Genomic DNA, 15,092 nt, shown 5'->3' on the forward strand with positions numbered 1-15,092 from the left:
GCGGGTCGCCTTCGAGGGCGGCACGCAAGCGCGGCTTCATTCATCCAGCAGGGAGAGACCCGCATGATCCTAGTCACCGGAGGCGCAGGCTACATCGGCTCGCACACCGTCCTGGTACTGCTCGAGGCCGGCTACGAAGTGGTCGTCTACGACAATCTCTGCAACGGCTCCCGCGAGGCGGTTCGCCGGGTCGAGACGCTCAGCGGCAAGCGCGTTGCCTTTGAGCAGGGCGACATCCGCGACCGTGCCCGGCTAGACGAGGTGCTCGGGCGCTACCCGATCGAGGCGGCGATCCACTTCGCCGGGCTCAAGGCGGTCGGCGAGAGCATGGTCAAGCCGCTCGAGTACTTCGACAACAACGTCGCCGGCAGCACTCATCTGCTGCAGGCGATGGCAGACGCTGGCGTATTCAAGATCGTCTTCAGCTCCTCGGCGACCGTCTATGGCGATCCGGGGACACCGGTGTTCAGCGAGGAGATGCCGACCGGCACGCCGACCAACAACTACGGCTACACCAAGCTGGTGGTCGAGGAGCTGTTGAAGAAGCTCCAGGCCGCCGACCCGCGCTGGCGTGTCGCGCTGCTGCGCTACTTCAACCCGGTCGGTGCCCACGAGAGCGGCACGATCGGCGAGGACCCGGCGGGCGAGCCCAACAACCTGCTGCCCTATATCGCCCAGGTGGCGGTCGGCAAGCGCGAGCAGCTGCGGGTGTTCGGTGACGACTATCCGACCGCGGACGGCACCTGCCTGCGCGACTACATCCATGTGATGGATCTAGCCGAAGGGCATGTACGCGCCCTCGATGCGCTGGCGCGGATCGACGGGGTGGGGATCTGGAACCTCGGCGGCGGTCGCGGTCATTCGGTGCTGGAGATGATCGATGCCTTCGCGCGGGCCAGCGGTCGCGAGATTCCCTACGTGGTCGCGCCTCGCCGCGCGGGCGACCTGGCGCAGTTCTGGGCCGACCCGAGCAAGGCCAAGCACGAGCTCGACTGGCAGACCAGGCGCGGCCTCGAAGAGATGATGCAGGACACCTGGCGCTGGCAGTCGCAAAATCCCGACGGCTATCGCTAGTCCCTGGCTTGGCTTGTGAGGCGTCGACAGGCTTCACCAGCCCCCGCTTTCTCCCCCTTTCCTCCGGGCGCTCGTCCGGCGGTTTGACGTATTCCTCGGCATTCTCCGACTCGCCTCGAATCACTTCTCCGTACGCGCGCTCAGGCTTTCTGATTCGCAGCGCTGTCGCACGGAGGTAAGAGCGCGTGCTCGGCATTCGATTCCAATCATAAGGAGAAGCGAACGTGTCTCCGGCAGCCAGGCATCAAGACTCCGACCCGGGTAGAAGCAGCGGTAACTATGAGAGCAAGCTGGCGCAGTGGCTCTTGGGCATCAATACCGCCCAGGTCGTCCAGAGCGGCGGTGGTGAAGGTGGGCCGGCGTTCAGCTGGCGCGAGTCGGAGCAAAGTGGCGATAGCGTGATCGCCGGTTCCTTGAAGAGCGAGGAGACCCGTTTCAACCGCACCGCAAGCTGTATCGCGCTGGCCCCCGACCATCTGTTGATCCTGCTGGTCGAGCGCGGTGAATTCATCAGCAACGTCTATGGCGAAGAACGCTTGGTCCACCAGGGTGACCTGATGATCCAGGACGCCTCTCAACCTTGCAGCCTGCGCTTCGACCCGCAGTTGGGACCCGCGATTGCGTGTGAGTTTCTCTATCTGGTGCTCTCGCGCAGCGTGCTTGGCTATCTCGAAGGGCTCGAGCGCTTGCACGGACGTGTGGTGCCGAGGGGCGAGCCGCTCAACCACCTGCTCGGTGGCCACCTTAAGCTTTTGCTGAGTATCGCCGACCAGCTCAGCGAGGAAGAGCGACGCTGTGCCGGGCGCGGCACGGTGGGGTTCTTCGTGCATGCGCTCGAGCTGCTCTGCGGCCGCGTGCGTGCGCAGCCGGAGCCGGCCAATGCGCTGCTCAGCGGCATCTGCACCTACATCGAGCAGCACCTCGACCAGCCGCTCGATGTGGGTACGCTGTGCCGGCGATTCGGGATCTCGCGCTCGAGCCTCTATCGCCTGTTCGAGCCGCTGGGCGGCATCGCCACGCACATTCGCCACCGCCGATTGATTCGCGCACGCCAGTACCTGCTCTCGCCCGCTCATTCGCATCTGAGCATCGCCGCCATCGCGCGCCGCTGCGGACTGGAAGCGAACACCTTCACCCGGCTCTTCAACCAGACTTATGGGGTGTCCCCGCGGGAGGCCAGGATCATGGCGATCAAGCTGGGAGGCGATCCGCTCAAGCTGGCGCAGACGATCTGGCGCGACGCTCCCTGAGCGCCGACGCGGGACGCGTTGTAGGAATTTTCTCATAGTCGAAGGCGGCTGATTCTCTTGCCTGGGAAGAGTGTTAAATTTCTTTCGGCGGCGCATCGGACATAATGAGAAAAAATAATATATAGAGGTCCAGAATGTCTCATCGAGGCGCCATTACGTTTCGTGTAGCCAGTTTTAATTTGAACGAAATGGACGATCTATGAGATGAAAATGGGATGGTCATGAGGCCTAAGAGATTCCTACACTAAAGTCATAAACCAGACGCGGTGTAGGGACATGCATCGGTCTCGCTCCCTGTCCGGTAGTGGCTGGCGATACCCGCCGTCACTGGGGTGGGAGGGGTGTCAGATGGCTTGGCGGGATTTCCCATTGGCCGTTGAATGCGTCGATTCGAAGCGATCATCGCGCAGGCAAGAGGTTGCTGTTATTTAGATTTTTACATGAAATAAATAAATAATCCGCCGCTCGCGAGGTTTTATGTATCTCTCTGGTGGGGGCAAAAATACAGGCATCCAATGAAAGGGGAGTGTCATGACCATGATTGCCGGGTGTTCAAAGCTCGAAGAAATAAATGAAAAACAAATGTTCGAACGGAAGCTGGCCAGCTGGTTAATCGGTGTGCGTTCGGTCGAGGCCATGCAATCCCCTTGGAAGGGCAGCGCTTCAAGCTTCTCCTGGCATGCGCGGGGAGAGTATTTCTCGAGCCTGGTGGCCGGGACGGTGACGATGGGGGGGCAGTCGGTCAACCGTGGCATCTCGAGCCTGGCGCTGGCCCCTGACCACCTGCTGCTGCTGCTGGTGATCGAAGGCGAATTCATCAGCAGCGTCTATGGCGAAGAGCATCCGGTGCGCCAGGGTGACCTGATGTTCCAGGACGCCTCCCAGCCCTGCAGCTTCCGCTTTGCCCGTGAGTTCGGTGCGCCGCGCGCCTGCTCGATGCGCTACTTGATCCTGCCGCGCGAAATGCTCGGTCTCGACGGCAACGTTGCCCAGCTGCATGGCAAGGTGGTGCGTCACGGTCGTCCGCTGGCGACGCTGCTCGAGCGCTATCTGGCCGCTTTGCTGGCCTTGGGTAGCGAGCTCGGAGAAGAGGACAACGAGACGATCGGGCGTGCCACGGTCGAAATGCTCAAGCCGCTGCTGGCACCGCTGTTCGCCGCTAAAGAAGAGGGCGCGCTGGTAGCCAATTCGACTCTGTGCGCGATTTGCGCCCATATTGAGCACAATCTTGAAACCGCGCTCTCGGTCGACAGCCTCTGCCGGCGCTTCGCGCTCTCACGCTCGAGTCTTTATCGCCTGTTCGAGCCGCTGGGTGGAATCGCATCCTACATCCGCAGCCGCCGCTTGGTGCGCGCACGCCAGTACCTGCTGTCGCCGGCGCTTTCCCACCTCAGCATCATCGCCATCGCGCGCCGCTGCGGCCTGGAAGCCAACACCTTCACTCGGCTGTTCAGCCAGGCTTACGGCGTTTCTCCCCGCGATGCCCGGACCATGGCGATCAAGTATCGCAACCACCCCGAGCAGCTCGCCCAGGCAGTGGTACTGAATCACAGCGCTTCCTGACTCCACGACGCTCTCTTTCGAACCGCCCGGCCTAGCCGGGCGTTCGTGTTTTTGGCGCCGATGAAACCGATCAGGCACCTCGCATAGCGCCGAACCAGGGGCCACCGCCTTCGCGCATCGATGGCGGATAGAGCCGTTCGTAGCGCTGGCGAGCGTAGGCATCGGCGAACAGCTGGTGATAGAGCGCATCCGCAGTGCCCGCGCCTGTGAATGGGACGATAGCGAGTATCTCGAGCAGCCCGATGTCGCGTAGCGACTCGACCTCCGCTGTGTCGGCGCGGAGATAGCCCATCCAGCCATGCTCGCTTTCGACCTCGAGCAGCGGATCACGCTCGAGGGGAACGAGCAGATGGGTCAGGCCACGCTGGGCAAAGGCGGTCTCCAACCAGTCGCGATGCGACGCGCAGACGATCAGATCGAACATGCTGGGATCTCGCCAAGATATAAGGGGGCAAAGCGTTCGCTGGCCGCACGGATCACATCTTGCTAACGATCCGTGGGTGGAGAAAGGCAATGGGACGAAGGGAGCAAAGACAGGGACAAGGATGCGGCCAGGGGCCGCGCTCGGGGCTTAGCGGGCGCGCTTGAGCAGCACGTAGAGGGCGCCGGTGCCGCCGTCGCCGGGCGTGGCGGAACTGAAGGCGAGCACTTCAGGCCACTCCCGCAGCCAAGCGTTGACGTGGCTTTTGATCAGCGGATGACCGGCGGCGGCGCTCCACGCCTTGCCGTGCACCACCAGTACGCAGCGCAGGTGCTGCTCGAGCGCATCACCGAGAAACCCCTCGAGTTCGCGGCGTGCCTCCTCGACGCTGTAGCCGTGCAGGTCGAGCCCCGCCTGCCACTCGATCTCGCCGCGCTTGAGCCGCGTGATCAGGCGCTGGTCGAGATCGTTCAGCGCGAACAGCAGCGGCTGCGAGGGGCTCACCGGTTCGACCCGGCCGTCGCTCAGCCGGGAGGGCGCGTCGAGCGGGCGGTCGAGCGTTTCGGCGGCGCGGCGGCGCGCCTCGATCGCGTCGCGCTCGGAGGCTGAGCTGCGGCGGCCGGGATCGGCGCGGTTGCGCAGCTCGGCCTTGAGGCGTTCGACCCCTGCTTTGCGCAGGGCGCGGCGAAACAGTGCGGCTTCGTCTTCTTCTGCGCTGGATCGGTCGAGGTCGTCGTCGGACATACCGGTCTCCTGTGCTGTGCGCTTCGACGGCGGGGCAAACCAGCCGCGCAGTATAGCGGCTCGCTGCTGGCTTGGCTGTTGCTCGGCTGCGCGGAAGGTTAAACTGACCTTCCTCTGAATCGCCTACCTGCGGATGCCGATGTCGAACACCGTCCCACCGTCGTCTTTCTCGCTCGCCCCCCTCGATCCGCTCGCCGATACCGACGAGGCCCTGGCCGAGGAGCTCCTGACCCTGCGCGACTGCCTGCGCTGGTGTGCCAGCGCCTTCGCCCATGGGCAGCAGGGCAAGCCGCTCTACTATGGCCATGGTACCGACAATGCCTGGGACGAGGCAGTCGCGCTGGTGCTCGGCGCGCTGCGCCTGCCACCCGACAGCGGTAACGAAGTGCTCGACGCGCGGCTGCTGCGCGGCGAGCGTGAGCGAATCATCGCGCTGGCCCGGCTGCGGGTCGAGCAGCGACTACCGCTGCCCTATCTGCTGGGCGAGGCGCACTTCGCCGGCCACTTGTTCTGCGTCGATGCTCGGGTACTGATCCCTCGTTCGCCGATCGCCGAGCTGATCGAGGACGGCTTCTCTGCCTGGTTCCCCGAGCGCGACCCGGCAAGCGTGCTCGATCTCTGCACTGGCTGTGGCTGCATCGGTATCGCCGCTGCGCTGGCGCTGCCGACCAGCGAGGTGATCCTCGCCGACCTGAGCCAGGATGCGCTGGCGGTGGCGAGACGCAACATCACCCGCTTCGAGCTCGGTGGCAGGGTCAAGGCGGTCCACTCCGATCTGTTCTCGGCGCTCGAGGGGCGGCGCTTCGAACTGATCGTCTGCAATCCGCCTTACGTCGATGCCCGTGATCTCGCCAACATGCCCGCCGAGTTCCGCCACGAGCCGGCGCTGGCGCTCGGCTCCGGAGCCGATGGCCTCGAACTCACCCGTCGGCTGCTGCGCGAGGCGCGCGCGCATCTCACCGACGACGGTGTGCTGATCACCGAAGTGGGCAACTCCGAACGCCAGCTGGTCGAGGCCTTCCCCGAACTGCCTTTCGTCTGGGTCGAGTTCGAGCGCGGCGGCCACGGCGTGTTCGCGCTCACCGCCCGGGATCTCGACGCGCTTTCCACCGATATGCACCAGGAAGACTCCGATGTCCGGTAACACCTTCGGTACTCTGTTCACCGTCACTACCGCAGGCGAAAGCCACGGCCCAGCGCTGGTCGCGATCGTCGATGGCTGCCCCCCGGGGCTGCCGCTCGAAGCGGCCGATCTTCAGCGCGATCTCGACCGTCGCCGCCCCGGCAGCTCGCGCCATACCACCCAGCGGCGCGAGGCCGACGAGGTCAGGATTCTCTCCGGGGTGTTCGAAGGCATGACCACCGGCACCCCGATCGCGCTGCTGATCGAGAACACCGACCAGCGCTCGAAGGACTACTCGAAGATCAAAGACCAGTTCCGTCCGGCCCACGCCGACTACACCTACCACCACAAGTACGGCCGGCGTGACTATCGCGGCGGCGGTCGCTCCAGCGCCCGCGAGACGGCGATGCGGGTCGCCGCCGGGGCGATCGCCAAGCGGCTGCTGGCTCGCCACGGCGTCCAGGTGCGTGGCTACATGAGCCGGCTCGGTCCGATCGAGCTGCCGTTCGTCGCTTGGGAGGGGGTCGACGACAATCCTTTCTTCTGCGCCGACCCGTCGAAGCTCGACCAGCTCGATGCCTACATGGAGCAGCTGCGACGCGACCAGGACTCGATCGGTGCCGAGATCACCGTGGTCGCCGAAGGCGTGCCGCCGGGTCTCGGCGAGCCGGTGTTCGACCGTCTCGATGCCGATCTGGCCCATGCGCTGATGGGAATCAACGCGGTCAAGGGGGTCGAGATCGGTGCGGGCTTCGCCTCGGTCGCCCAGCGCGGCAGCGAGCATCGTGACGAGCTCACCCCCGAGGGGTTCCTCTCCAACAACGCAGGCGGGGTGCTCGGCGGCATTTCCAGCGGCCAGCCGATCGTCGCCCGGCTGGCGCTCAAGCCGACCTCGTCGATCACTACACCGGGCCGCTCGATCGATGTCCGAGGCCAGGCGGTCGAGGTGATCACCAAGGGGCGCCACGACCCTTGCGTCGGTATCCGCGCGACGCCGATCGCTGAGGCGATGATGGCGCTGACCCTGGTCGATCACTGGCTGCGCCACCGGGCGCAGAATGCCGACGTGCACGTCGACACCCCGGTGCTCGGCCAGCGCTGAAGGCGTTTCCGGTTCGTCACCGCGCCCGCTGCGGGGCGCCCGTCGCGGGAGATCGATTTCGTCATGCCGCTGCCTTCCCCGGTCGCCTCGCTGCGCAGGCTCTGGACCCTGGACAAGTTCGCACCGAGCGCCCGGGTCTTCGTCGCCCTGGTCGGTGCGCTCGGTTTCAGCCTCTGGCAGGGGGAGCCGGCGCACATGGTGGCGCTGTTTCTCGGCATCATCGCCTGTGCGCTGGCCGAGACCGACGATGGCTGGCGCGGGCGGCTGCGCGCGCTGGCCTTTACCCTGGCCTGCTTCACCATCGCCGCCTTCGCGGTCGAACTGCTGTTTCCCTATCCGCTGCTCTTCGCCCTCGGCCTTGGTGCCACCGCCTTCAGCCTGACCCTGCTCGGTGCGCTGGGGGCGCGCTACGCCACGATCTGTACCGCCACGCTGATCCTGGCCATCTACACCATGATCAGCGTCGAGCAGCGCGGCGTGGTCTTCGATGCGCTATGGCGAGAGCCGCTGGCGTTGGTCAGCGGGGCGGCTTGGTATGGGCTGGTCTCGGTACTTTGGCAGGTCTGCTTCGCCCACCAGCCGGTGAAGCTGCGCATGGTGCGGGTGCTCAAGCTGCTCGGCGACTACCTGGTGCTCAAGGCCTCGCTGTTCGAGCCGGTGAGAGGGGTCGACCTGGAGGCGCGGCGGATCGAGCTGGCGCGCCAGAACGCGCGGGTGGTGGAGGCGCTCAATCTCGCCAAGGAGGCGCTGTTCAGTCGCCTGCAGGGCCGGCGGCCCGATGGTCGGCTCAGCCGCTACCTGCGGCTCTACTTCATCATCCAGGACCTCCATGAGCGGGCCACCTCGACCCACTACCCCTACGCGGCGCTGACCGAGGCTTTCTTCCATAGCGACGTGCTGTTCCGCTGCCAGCGGCTGCTGAGCCGCCAAGGGGTGGCATGTCGCGGGCTGGGCCAGGCGATGCTGATGCGCCGGCATTTCGACCATCGTGAAAGCGAACAGGCGCTCGAGGACCTGCGTGCCTCGCTCGACCAGCTCGGTTCGGGCTCGGACCCCTCGCAGCGGGGCCTTTTGCGCTCGCTCGATGCGCTGGCGAGGAACCTCACCGAGCTCGAGCGCCAGCTGGCGCTGGCCGACAACCCCGAGGCGCTCGACGCGGCGCACGACCCCAGCCTGTTCGATCGCTCGCCGCAGGGGCTGCGCGACGGCTGGGAGCGCGTGCGGATGCAGCTGACCCCGCGCTCGGAGATTTTCCGCCACGCTTGCCGTCTCTCGGCGGCGCTGGTGGCGGGTTATGGCGCGTTACACCTGATCCACCCGACCCAAGGGTACTGGATCCTGCTCACCACCCTGTTCGTCTGTCGTCCGAGCTATGGCGCCACGCTGCGTACCCTGCGCCAGCGCGTGGTCGGCACGATCATCGGGCTGCTGGTGGGGTGGGCGTCGATCACGCTGTTCCCCGCCCCGATGCTGCAGGCGATCCTCGCGGTGGCGGCGGGGGTGGTGTTCTTCGCCACCCGTGAGAACCGCTATACCCTCGCCACCGCCGCGATCACGCTGCTGGTGCTGTGCTGCTTCAACCAGATCGGCGATGGCTTCGGCCTGATTCTGCCCCGGCTGCTCGATACCCTGCTCGGTGCGGGGCTGGCCGGGCTCGCGGTGCTGCTGGTGCTGCCCGACTGGCGGGGCCGGAGTCTCGAGCGCCAGGCCGCCACCTCGCTCGAGCGCGCAGCGGGCTACCTGGGCGAGATCGTGCATCAGTTCCAAAGCGGCCGGCGCGATGACCTCGCCTATCGGCTCGCCCGGCGTGACGCCCACAACGCCGATGCCGCGTTCTCGGCGCTATTGGGCAACATCCTGCTCGAGCCGCAGCGCCATCGGAGCGAAGCCGAGCCTGCGCTGCGTTTCTTGATCCAGTCCCACAGCCTGCTGGGACACCTGTCGGCGCTGGGTGCGCATCGTGACAGGATCAGGATATCGACCGAGCACGACCCGCTGGCCACGACCGCGAGCGAGATCGTTCAAGCGTTGGAAGCGATCGCCGCCGGACTGCGCGGGAGCGGGGAGCGGCGCTGGCTGTCGGCGTGCGAGCGGCGCCAGCCGGCGGTATCGGAAGAGAGCGTGGGAGAAGAGAACGATGCGCGGCGCCTGGCGATAACGCAGTTGGAGCTGATCCAGGCGCTGCTGGTGCCGCTCGACGATGCGGCGCGCAAGCTGGTCGCGGACGCCTGAGCGCCGCGAACCATGTCAAGCACCGTAGGGTTGGGCGGTAGTCGGACCTTACCTAGAACTTGTAGCCGGCGATCAAGTAGTAGCCCCAGCCGTTGGATGAAACCCTGAACGGGCCGTCGCCGAAGTCCAGCTGGGTGCCGTCCTTCCACTGGCCGCCGTTGTGCCAGTAACGCGCCACCGCCGAGAACTGCCAGTGGGTGTAACCGAGCGAGAGGATGTTGGTCGCCGCCAGCGAGTTGTTGGTGCGAATCGGCGACTCGTCGCCCAGGTCGGAGCCGAAGTCGTAGTTGGCGAAGCCGATCCAGTTCAGCGAACCGCCCCACAGGTCGGCGAGCGGATAGAAGTACTTGATCTTGAAACGGTAGCCATCCCAGCTGTTCTCGTTCTCGGCGCCGTAGTTCTCCCACTGGTAGCGCGCATAGATGTTGGCCGAGAGGCCGAGCTTGGTACCGGTGTCGATGTCGGTGCCGAGACCGAGGAAGAGGGTGTTCTGGCGATTGTCGCTGTTGTGGCCCCAGTCGAAGATGTAGTTGCTGGCGATGTAGAACTCGTTGAACGGGCCGAAGCCGAGCTTGCGACCGGTCATTTCGTCGATCGAGAGCCTCGGTTCAACCTCCAGGAACATCGGCGAACCGTCGTCCCAGATCCCGCTGTCGGCGGCGTTGCCGATGCCGAAGAACTTGGGAAAGTCGATGTAGCCGTAGACGTCGAGCGGGCCCTTGCGACCGAAGAACTCGTACTCGAGATAGAGATCGTCGACCTTCTGGGGACCGAATCGGGTATGGCCGCTGCCGACTACGTTGACCGCCTGGTTGAGCCAGTCGGAAAGATAAGGGCTGCGGCTATCGTCGGTGGCCTGGTAGCTGAGTGTCTCGCCGCTGGCATCGTCCGACTGGGCGAAAAGGGGGAGCGGCGCGAAAGCGGCGAGGGTGGCGCCGGCGCCGACGAGGATGGCCTTCATTATGTTGTCGTCCCTTGCAGAGTGCGGTCGTTTTTGTTGATCCGGCTGGTGGATCCGGTCGACCCGATTAAACCTGCATTTGAGCTATTTGTTAACTCCTTCGTGAACACTTGTTCCGTGCGCAGTGCTGCCGTTAGCAGCGCGCTCGCGTTCGAGCAGCGCGATCATTCGCCGCGCCGCGCCGGAAAGCGTGCGGCCGCGATGGTGGAGGTAGCCGAGCGGGCGCAGCAGCGGCGGATGGACCAAGGGCAGCGGGCGCATGCCTTCATCGATCATGGTCTCCGGCAGCACGCTCCAGCCGAGCCCGATCGAAACCATCATCTTCAATGTCTCCAGGTAGTTGGTCGACATCGCGATGCGCACCTTGAGCCCCTGGCGGGCGAAGTGCTCGGTGACGATGGTGCGGGTGAAGGTCTGCTCGCCGGGCAGCACCGCGTCGAAATCAGCGAGCATCGACAGATCGAGCCCTGGGGCCGTGAGCAGCGGGTGCTCCGGTCCGCAGACGTAGCGCAGCCGATCGATCCATACCGGCTGCACCAGCAGGCTCTGGTGCGGCGAGGGGGCCAGGGTCACCACCGCGAGCTCGAGGCTGCCGTCGAGCACCCCCTGGTAGGCCTGTTCCGAATCCAAAAAACGCAGCTCCATGTGCACGTTGGGATGGCGCTGGGTGAACGCCTTGAGCAGCGGCGGCAGGCGATGCAGGCCGACGTGGTGGCTGGTGGCGAGGCTCAATCGGCCGCCCACTTCGCCGTCGATGTCGGAAAGCTCGCGCCGGGTCTCATCCACCATGGTGATGATCTGGCGCGCCCTGGGCAGCAGCCGCTGGCCGCCATCGGTAAGGGTGACGCGACGCTGGATGCGGTCGAACAAACGCTGGCCGAGCAGCTCCTCGAGCACCGCGATGCGCTTGCTCACCGCGGGCTGGGTGAGGTGCAGGCGCTCGGCGGCGAGCGAGAACGAGCCGGTTTCGGCGACGGCGAGAAAGGCGATGAGGCTTTGGGTGTCCATCCTGCGAACTCGATGACGGGGCGTTTGGGCAAGTATATCCTTTTGGAATGGCTCGAATAACTAACATGAATTGCTTTTATTCATGGGAAGTCGATAGGATAGGCATATATCGCAAGGCATGGCGAAAAACGCAAAGTTCATTGCGGCTACATCGCCAGGGTAGGAAAGTTACTTTCAATAAGAGCTTGTATGAGCCCTTTTTCTGTCTTCCCTCATGGCTGTCCGTGGCCGGAGCGAGGACGACGCGTTGAGGAGATAGGCAATGGCAGCCCAGACACTCTATGACAAGCTGTGGGACTCGCATCTGGTGAGTTCCCGTGACGACGGTACTTCGCTGCTCTATATCGATCGCCAGCTGCTCCACGAAGTGACCTCCCCGCAGGCCTTCGAGGGCCTGCGTCTTTCCGGGCGCAAGCCCTGGCGGCTGGACGCCAACCTGGCTACCGCCGACCACAACGTGCCGACCACGTTGATCGAGCGTCGGGCCGGCGTGGCCGGGATCCAGGACGACGTCTCGCGGATCCAGGTCCAGACGCTGGACGACAACTGCGACGACTTCGGTATCGAGCTCTACTCGATCAACGACCTGCGTCAGGGCATCGTCCATGTGGTCGGGCCGGAGCAGGGCGCGACCCTGCCCGGGATGACGGTGGTCTGCGGTGACTCCCATACCTCGACCCACGGCGCGTTCGCCGCGCTTTCCCATGGTATCGGCACCTCCGAGGTCGAGCATGTGCTCGCCACCCAGTGCCTGCTGCAGCGCAAGATGAAGAACATGCAGGTGCGCGTCGAGGGCGAGCTGGGCCGCGGCGTTACCGCCAAGGACATCGTGCTCGCGGTGATCGGCGAGATCGGCACCGCGGGTGGTACTGGCTATGCGATCGAGTTCGCCGGCTCCGCGATCCGCGCGCTCTCGATGGAAGGGCGGATGACGATCTGCAACATGGCGATCGAAGCGGGTGCCAGGGTCGGTCTGGTCGCGGTCGACCAGACCACCATCGATTACATCGGCGGTCGCCCCTTCGCGCCCAGCGCCGAACAGTGGGAGGCCGCGGTGGCCTACTGGCGTGGCCTGGTCTCCGACCCGGGCGCGCATTTCGACAAGGTGGTCGAACTCGACGCCAGCACCATCGAGCCGCAGGTGACCTGGGGCACCAGCCCCGAAATGGTGGTCGGGATTCGCGGCCAGGTGCCTGATCCGATGGATGCCGAGAGCGATACCCGCCGCCGTGGGATCGAACGGGCGCTGGAGTACATGGGGCTGTCCGCCGGCCAGGCGATCACCGATATCCGGCTCGATCGGGTATTCATCGGCTCGTGCACCAACTCGCGGATCGAGGACCTGCGCGAGGCCGCGCGGGTGGCCAAGGGCCGGCGCGTCGCCTCGACGATCAAGCAGGCGATGGTGGTGCCGGGTTCAGGCCTGGTGAAGAGGCAGGCCGAGAAGGAAGGGCTCGACAAGGTGTTCATCGAGGCGGGCTTCGAATGGCGCGAGCCGGGCTGCTCGATGTGCCTGGCGATGAACGCCGACAAGCTCGGCGCCGGCGAGCACTGTGCCTCGACCTCCAATCGCAATTTCGAGGGCCGGCAAGGCTACGGCGGGCGTACCCACCTGGTCAGCCCGGCGATGGCGGCGGCGGCGGCGATCGCCGGCCATTTCGTCGATGTGCGCGAATTCGACCATACCCCGGCGCCCCAGGCGCTGAGCGCCTGAGCAAGGGAGCAGAGAGATGCAGAAATTCGTTCGCAAAGCGGGTCTGGTGGCGCCGATGGATCGCGCCAACGTCGATACCGACCTGATCATTCCCAAGCAGTTTCTGAAGTCGATCAAGCGCAGCGGCTTCGGTCCCAACCTGTTCGACGAGCTGCGCTATCTCGACGAGGGTTTTCCGGGCCAGGACTGCAGCCAGCGGCCGAAGAACCCCGACTTCGTGCTCAACCAGCCTCGCTATCAGGGGGCAAGCGTACTGCTGGCGCGGGCCAACTTCGGCTGTGGCAGCTCGCGCGAGCACGCTCCCTGGGCGCTGGAGGATTTCGGCTTCCGCGTGGTGATTGCGCCGAGCTTCGCCGATATCTTCTTCAACAACGCGTTCAAGAACGGGCTGCTGCTGATCACCCTGAGCGATGAGAAGGTCGAGCAGCTGTTCGCCGAGCTCTACGCGCATGAGGGGTATCGTCTCGATATCGATCTTGCCAATCAGGTGATCAATACGCCTTCAGGTGAGAGCATCGCCTTCGAGGTCGACGCCTTTCGCAAGTACTGCCTCGAGAACGGGCTCGACGACATCGGCATCACGCTCGAGCAGGCCGATGCGATCCGAACGTTCGAGGCGCGCCATCGCGCCAGCCAGCCGTGGCTGTTCCGCGGCTGATGGAGAGACTTTTCTTTGGATGACGAGATGAAAGACCAGATTCTGATTCTGCCCGGCGACGGCATCGGCCCCGAGATCACCTTTGAAGCGGTCAAGATTATCAAGGCGTGTCAATCGGCCGGGCTCGACGTCGAGCTCGGCTACGGCAAGGTCGGCGGCGACGCGATCGATGCCACCGGCCACCCGCTGCCCGATGAAACGCTCGACGCCGCGCGCGGCGCGCGGGCGATCCTGCTCGGTGCGGTCGGCGGTCCCAAATGGGACAAGCTCGAGGACATCTCGCGGCGACCCGAAAAGGGGCTGCTCGGGATTCGCAAGGCGCTCAACCTGTTCGGCAACCTGCGCCCGGCGATCCTCTATCCGCAGTTGGCCTCGGCGTCGAGCCTCAAGCCCGAGATAGTGGCCGGGCTCGACATCATGATCGTGCGCGAGCTTACCGGCGGGATCTACTTCGGCCAGCCGCGCGGCTTCAGCGAGCGTGATGGCGGGGTGCGCTACGGCTACAACACCTACGTCTACGACGAGGAGGAGATTCGCCGGATCGGCCGGGTCGCCTTCGAAATGGCACGCAAGCGCAGCAAGCGGGTCTGCTCGGTGGACAAGGCCAATGTGCTCGAGGTCACCATGCTGTGGCGGGAAGTGATCACCGAGCTTGCCAAGGAGTACCCCGACGTCGAGCTGAGTCACATGTACGTCGACAACGCGGCGATGCAGCTGGTCCGTGCGCCGAAGCAGTTCGACGTGATCGTCACCGGCAACATGTTCGGCGACATCCTTTCTGATGAGGCGGCGATGCTGACCGGCTCGATCGGCATGCTGCCCTCGGCTTCGCTCAACGAGCGCGGGCAGGGGATGTTCGAGCCCTGCCACGGTAGCGCGCCCGACATCGCCGGGCAGAATCTCGCCAATCCGCTGGCGACGATCCTTTCGGTGGCGATGATGCTGCGCTACTCGTTCGACCAGCCGGCGCTGGCGGCAAGGATCGAGGCGGCGGTCGGCGAGGTGCTCGACCAGGGCCTGCGCACCGCGGATATCGCCGCGCCAGGGGATCGCCAGGTGAGCACCCGCGAGATGGGCGATGCGGTGCTGGCCGCTTTCCAGGCCGGTTGAGGATTGGGTTGAAAACAGCCCCTGGGTGCGGTTGAAAGTCGCTCGCCGTGCCCCAAGGGATCAACGACGGTCGCTTCGGTGTCCGTCCCGCGCCGTCGTCTCGCCGGTCGAGACGACGGGCGAAGTACATTC

At 65.1% G+C, this 15,092-nt stretch carries 13 protein-coding genes; 9 read left to right on the forward strand and 4 right to left on the reverse strand.

The genetic code is table 11. From position 1 onward, the window contains the following. The first annotated feature begins 63 nt into the window (after positions 1-63). The 3 genes from galE (at position 64) to A5892_RS10200 (ending at position 3,887) form a co-directional block, all read left to right on the forward strand. The gene (gene galE, locus A5892_RS10190) at positions 64-1,074 is read left to right on the forward strand and encodes a UDP-glucose 4-epimerase GalE (protein ID WP_064122710.1); all 1,011 of its coding nucleotides are present in this window, start codon (positions 64-66) and stop codon (positions 1,072-1,074) included. 224 nt (positions 1,075-1,298) lie between these two features. After that, positions 1,299-2,324 carry a helix-turn-helix transcriptional regulator gene (locus A5892_RS10195; RefSeq protein ID WP_064122711.1) on the forward strand — a complete coding sequence of 342 codons (1,026 nt, stop codon included), beginning with the start codon at positions 1,299-1,301 and terminating at the stop codon, positions 2,322-2,324. Between the two features lie 582 nt (positions 2,325-2,906). Next, positions 2,907-3,887 (forward strand): AraC family transcriptional regulator, encoded by a 981-nt coding sequence (locus A5892_RS10200; RefSeq protein ID WP_064122712.1) that lies wholly within the window; start codon positions 2,907-2,909, stop codon positions 3,885-3,887. Between the two features lie 70 nt (positions 3,888-3,957). On the opposite strand, the gene A5892_RS10205 is transcribed toward A5892_RS10200, so the two are convergent. Next, positions 3,958-4,311: a hypothetical protein gene (locus tag A5892_RS10205; protein ID WP_064122713.1), complete on the reverse strand. Its 354-nt coding sequence runs from the start codon at positions 4,309-4,311 to the stop codon at positions 3,958-3,960. Positions 4,312-4,458: 147 nt separating this feature from the next. Beyond that, the gene (locus A5892_RS10210) at positions 4,459-5,052 is read right to left on the reverse strand and encodes a Smr/MutS family protein (protein WP_064122714.1); all 594 of its coding nucleotides are present in this window, start codon (positions 5,050-5,052) and stop codon (positions 4,459-4,461) included. 139 nt (positions 5,053-5,191) lie between these two features. On the opposite strand from A5892_RS10210, the gene prmB reads away from it, so the two are divergent. The 3 genes from prmB to yccS all read left to right on the forward strand — a co-directional run bounded on the left by prmB (position 5,192) and on the right by yccS (position 9,509). After that, complete coding sequence (gene prmB, locus A5892_RS10215) at positions 5,192-6,196, forward strand: 50S ribosomal protein L3 N(5)-glutamine methyltransferase (RefSeq protein ID WP_082890388.1); 1,005 nt, start codon at positions 5,192-5,194, stop codon at positions 6,194-6,196. Continuing rightward, positions 6,186-7,277, forward strand: coding sequence for a chorismate synthase (gene aroC, locus A5892_RS10220; protein ID WP_064122715.1), 1,092 nt, complete (start codon positions 6,186-6,188; stop codon positions 7,275-7,277). Before prmB ends, aroC begins: the two co-directional genes overlap by 11 nt. Positions 7,278-7,340: 63 nt before the next feature. Then, entirely contained in the window at positions 7,341-9,509 is a 2,169-nt protein-coding gene (gene yccS, locus A5892_RS10225; protein WP_064122716.1) for a YccS family putative transporter, read from the forward strand. A gap of 52 nt (positions 9,510-9,561) precedes the next feature. On the opposite strand, the gene A5892_RS10230 is transcribed toward yccS, so the two are convergent. Both A5892_RS10230 and A5892_RS10235 read right to left on the reverse strand, forming a co-directional pair. Continuing rightward, entirely contained in the window at positions 9,562-10,470 is a 909-nt protein-coding gene (locus tag A5892_RS10230; RefSeq protein WP_082890389.1) for a nucleoside-specific channel-forming protein Tsx, read from the reverse strand. 84 nt (positions 10,471-10,554) lie between these two features. Continuing rightward, positions 10,555-11,478 (reverse strand): LysR family transcriptional regulator, encoded by a 924-nt coding sequence (locus A5892_RS10235; protein WP_064122717.1) that lies wholly within the window; start codon positions 11,476-11,478, stop codon positions 10,555-10,557. A 262-nt stretch (positions 11,479-11,740) separates the two neighbouring features. Between A5892_RS10235 and leuC the strand changes: the two genes are divergently transcribed. The 3 genes from leuC to leuB are packed head-to-tail and all read left to right on the forward strand — an operon-like array spanning position 11,741 to position 14,960. After that, positions 11,741-13,192, forward strand: coding sequence for a 3-isopropylmalate dehydratase large subunit (leuC, locus tag A5892_RS10240; protein WP_064122718.1), 1,452 nt, complete (start codon positions 11,741-11,743; stop codon positions 13,190-13,192). A 16-nt stretch (positions 13,193-13,208) separates the two neighbouring features. Further along, complete coding sequence (gene leuD / locus A5892_RS10245; protein WP_064122719.1) at positions 13,209-13,850, forward strand: 3-isopropylmalate dehydratase small subunit; 642 nt, start codon at positions 13,209-13,211, stop codon at positions 13,848-13,850. Positions 13,851-13,877: 27 nt separating this feature from the next. Further along, positions 13,878-14,960: a 3-isopropylmalate dehydrogenase gene (gene leuB / locus A5892_RS10250; RefSeq protein ID WP_064124432.1), complete on the forward strand. Its 1,083-nt coding sequence runs from the start codon at positions 13,878-13,880 to the stop codon at positions 14,958-14,960. Positions 14,961-15,092 lie beyond the last annotated feature (132 nt).

It is taken from the genome of Halotalea alkalilenta (assembly GCF_001648175.1).
Taxonomy (GTDB): Bacteria; Pseudomonadota; Gammaproteobacteria; order Pseudomonadales; family Halomonadaceae; genus Halotalea; species Halotalea alkalilenta_A.

Coding starts and splice junctions, on each gene's coding strand:
- aroC (WP_064122715.1), top strand. CDS start 6,186: ATGTCCGGTAACACCTTCGGTACTCTGTTCACCGTCACTACCGCAGGC.
- galE (WP_064122710.1), top strand. CDS start 64: ATGATCCTAGTCACCGGAGGCGCAGGCTACATCGGCTCGCACACCGTC.
- leuD (WP_064122719.1), top strand. CDS start 13,209: ATGCAGAAATTCGTTCGCAAAGCGGGTCTGGTGGCGCCGATGGATCGC.
- A5892_RS10230 (WP_082890389.1), bottom strand. CDS start 10,470: ATGAAGGCCATCCTCGTCGGCGCCGGCGCCACCCTCGCCGCTTTCGCG.
- yccS (WP_064122716.1), top strand. CDS start 7,341: ATGCCGCTGCCTTCCCCGGTCGCCTCGCTGCGCAGGCTCTGGACCCTG.
- A5892_RS10205 (WP_064122713.1), bottom strand. CDS start 4,311: ATGTTCGATCTGATCGTCTGCGCGTCGCATCGCGACTGGTTGGAGACC.
- A5892_RS10200 (WP_064122712.1), top strand. CDS start 2,907: ATGTTCGAACGGAAGCTGGCCAGCTGGTTAATCGGTGTGCGTTCGGTC.
- A5892_RS10210 (WP_064122714.1), bottom strand. CDS start 5,052: ATGTCCGACGACGACCTCGACCGATCCAGCGCAGAAGAAGACGAAGCC.
- leuC (WP_064122718.1), top strand. CDS start 11,741: ATGGCAGCCCAGACACTCTATGACAAGCTGTGGGACTCGCATCTGGTG.
- leuB (WP_064124432.1), top strand. CDS start 13,878: ATGAAAGACCAGATTCTGATTCTGCCCGGCGACGGCATCGGCCCCGAG.
- prmB (WP_082890388.1), top strand. CDS start 5,192: ATGTCGAACACCGTCCCACCGTCGTCTTTCTCGCTCGCCCCCCTCGAT.
- A5892_RS10235 (WP_064122717.1), bottom strand. CDS start 11,478: ATGGACACCCAAAGCCTCATCGCCTTTCTCGCCGTCGCCGAAACCGGC.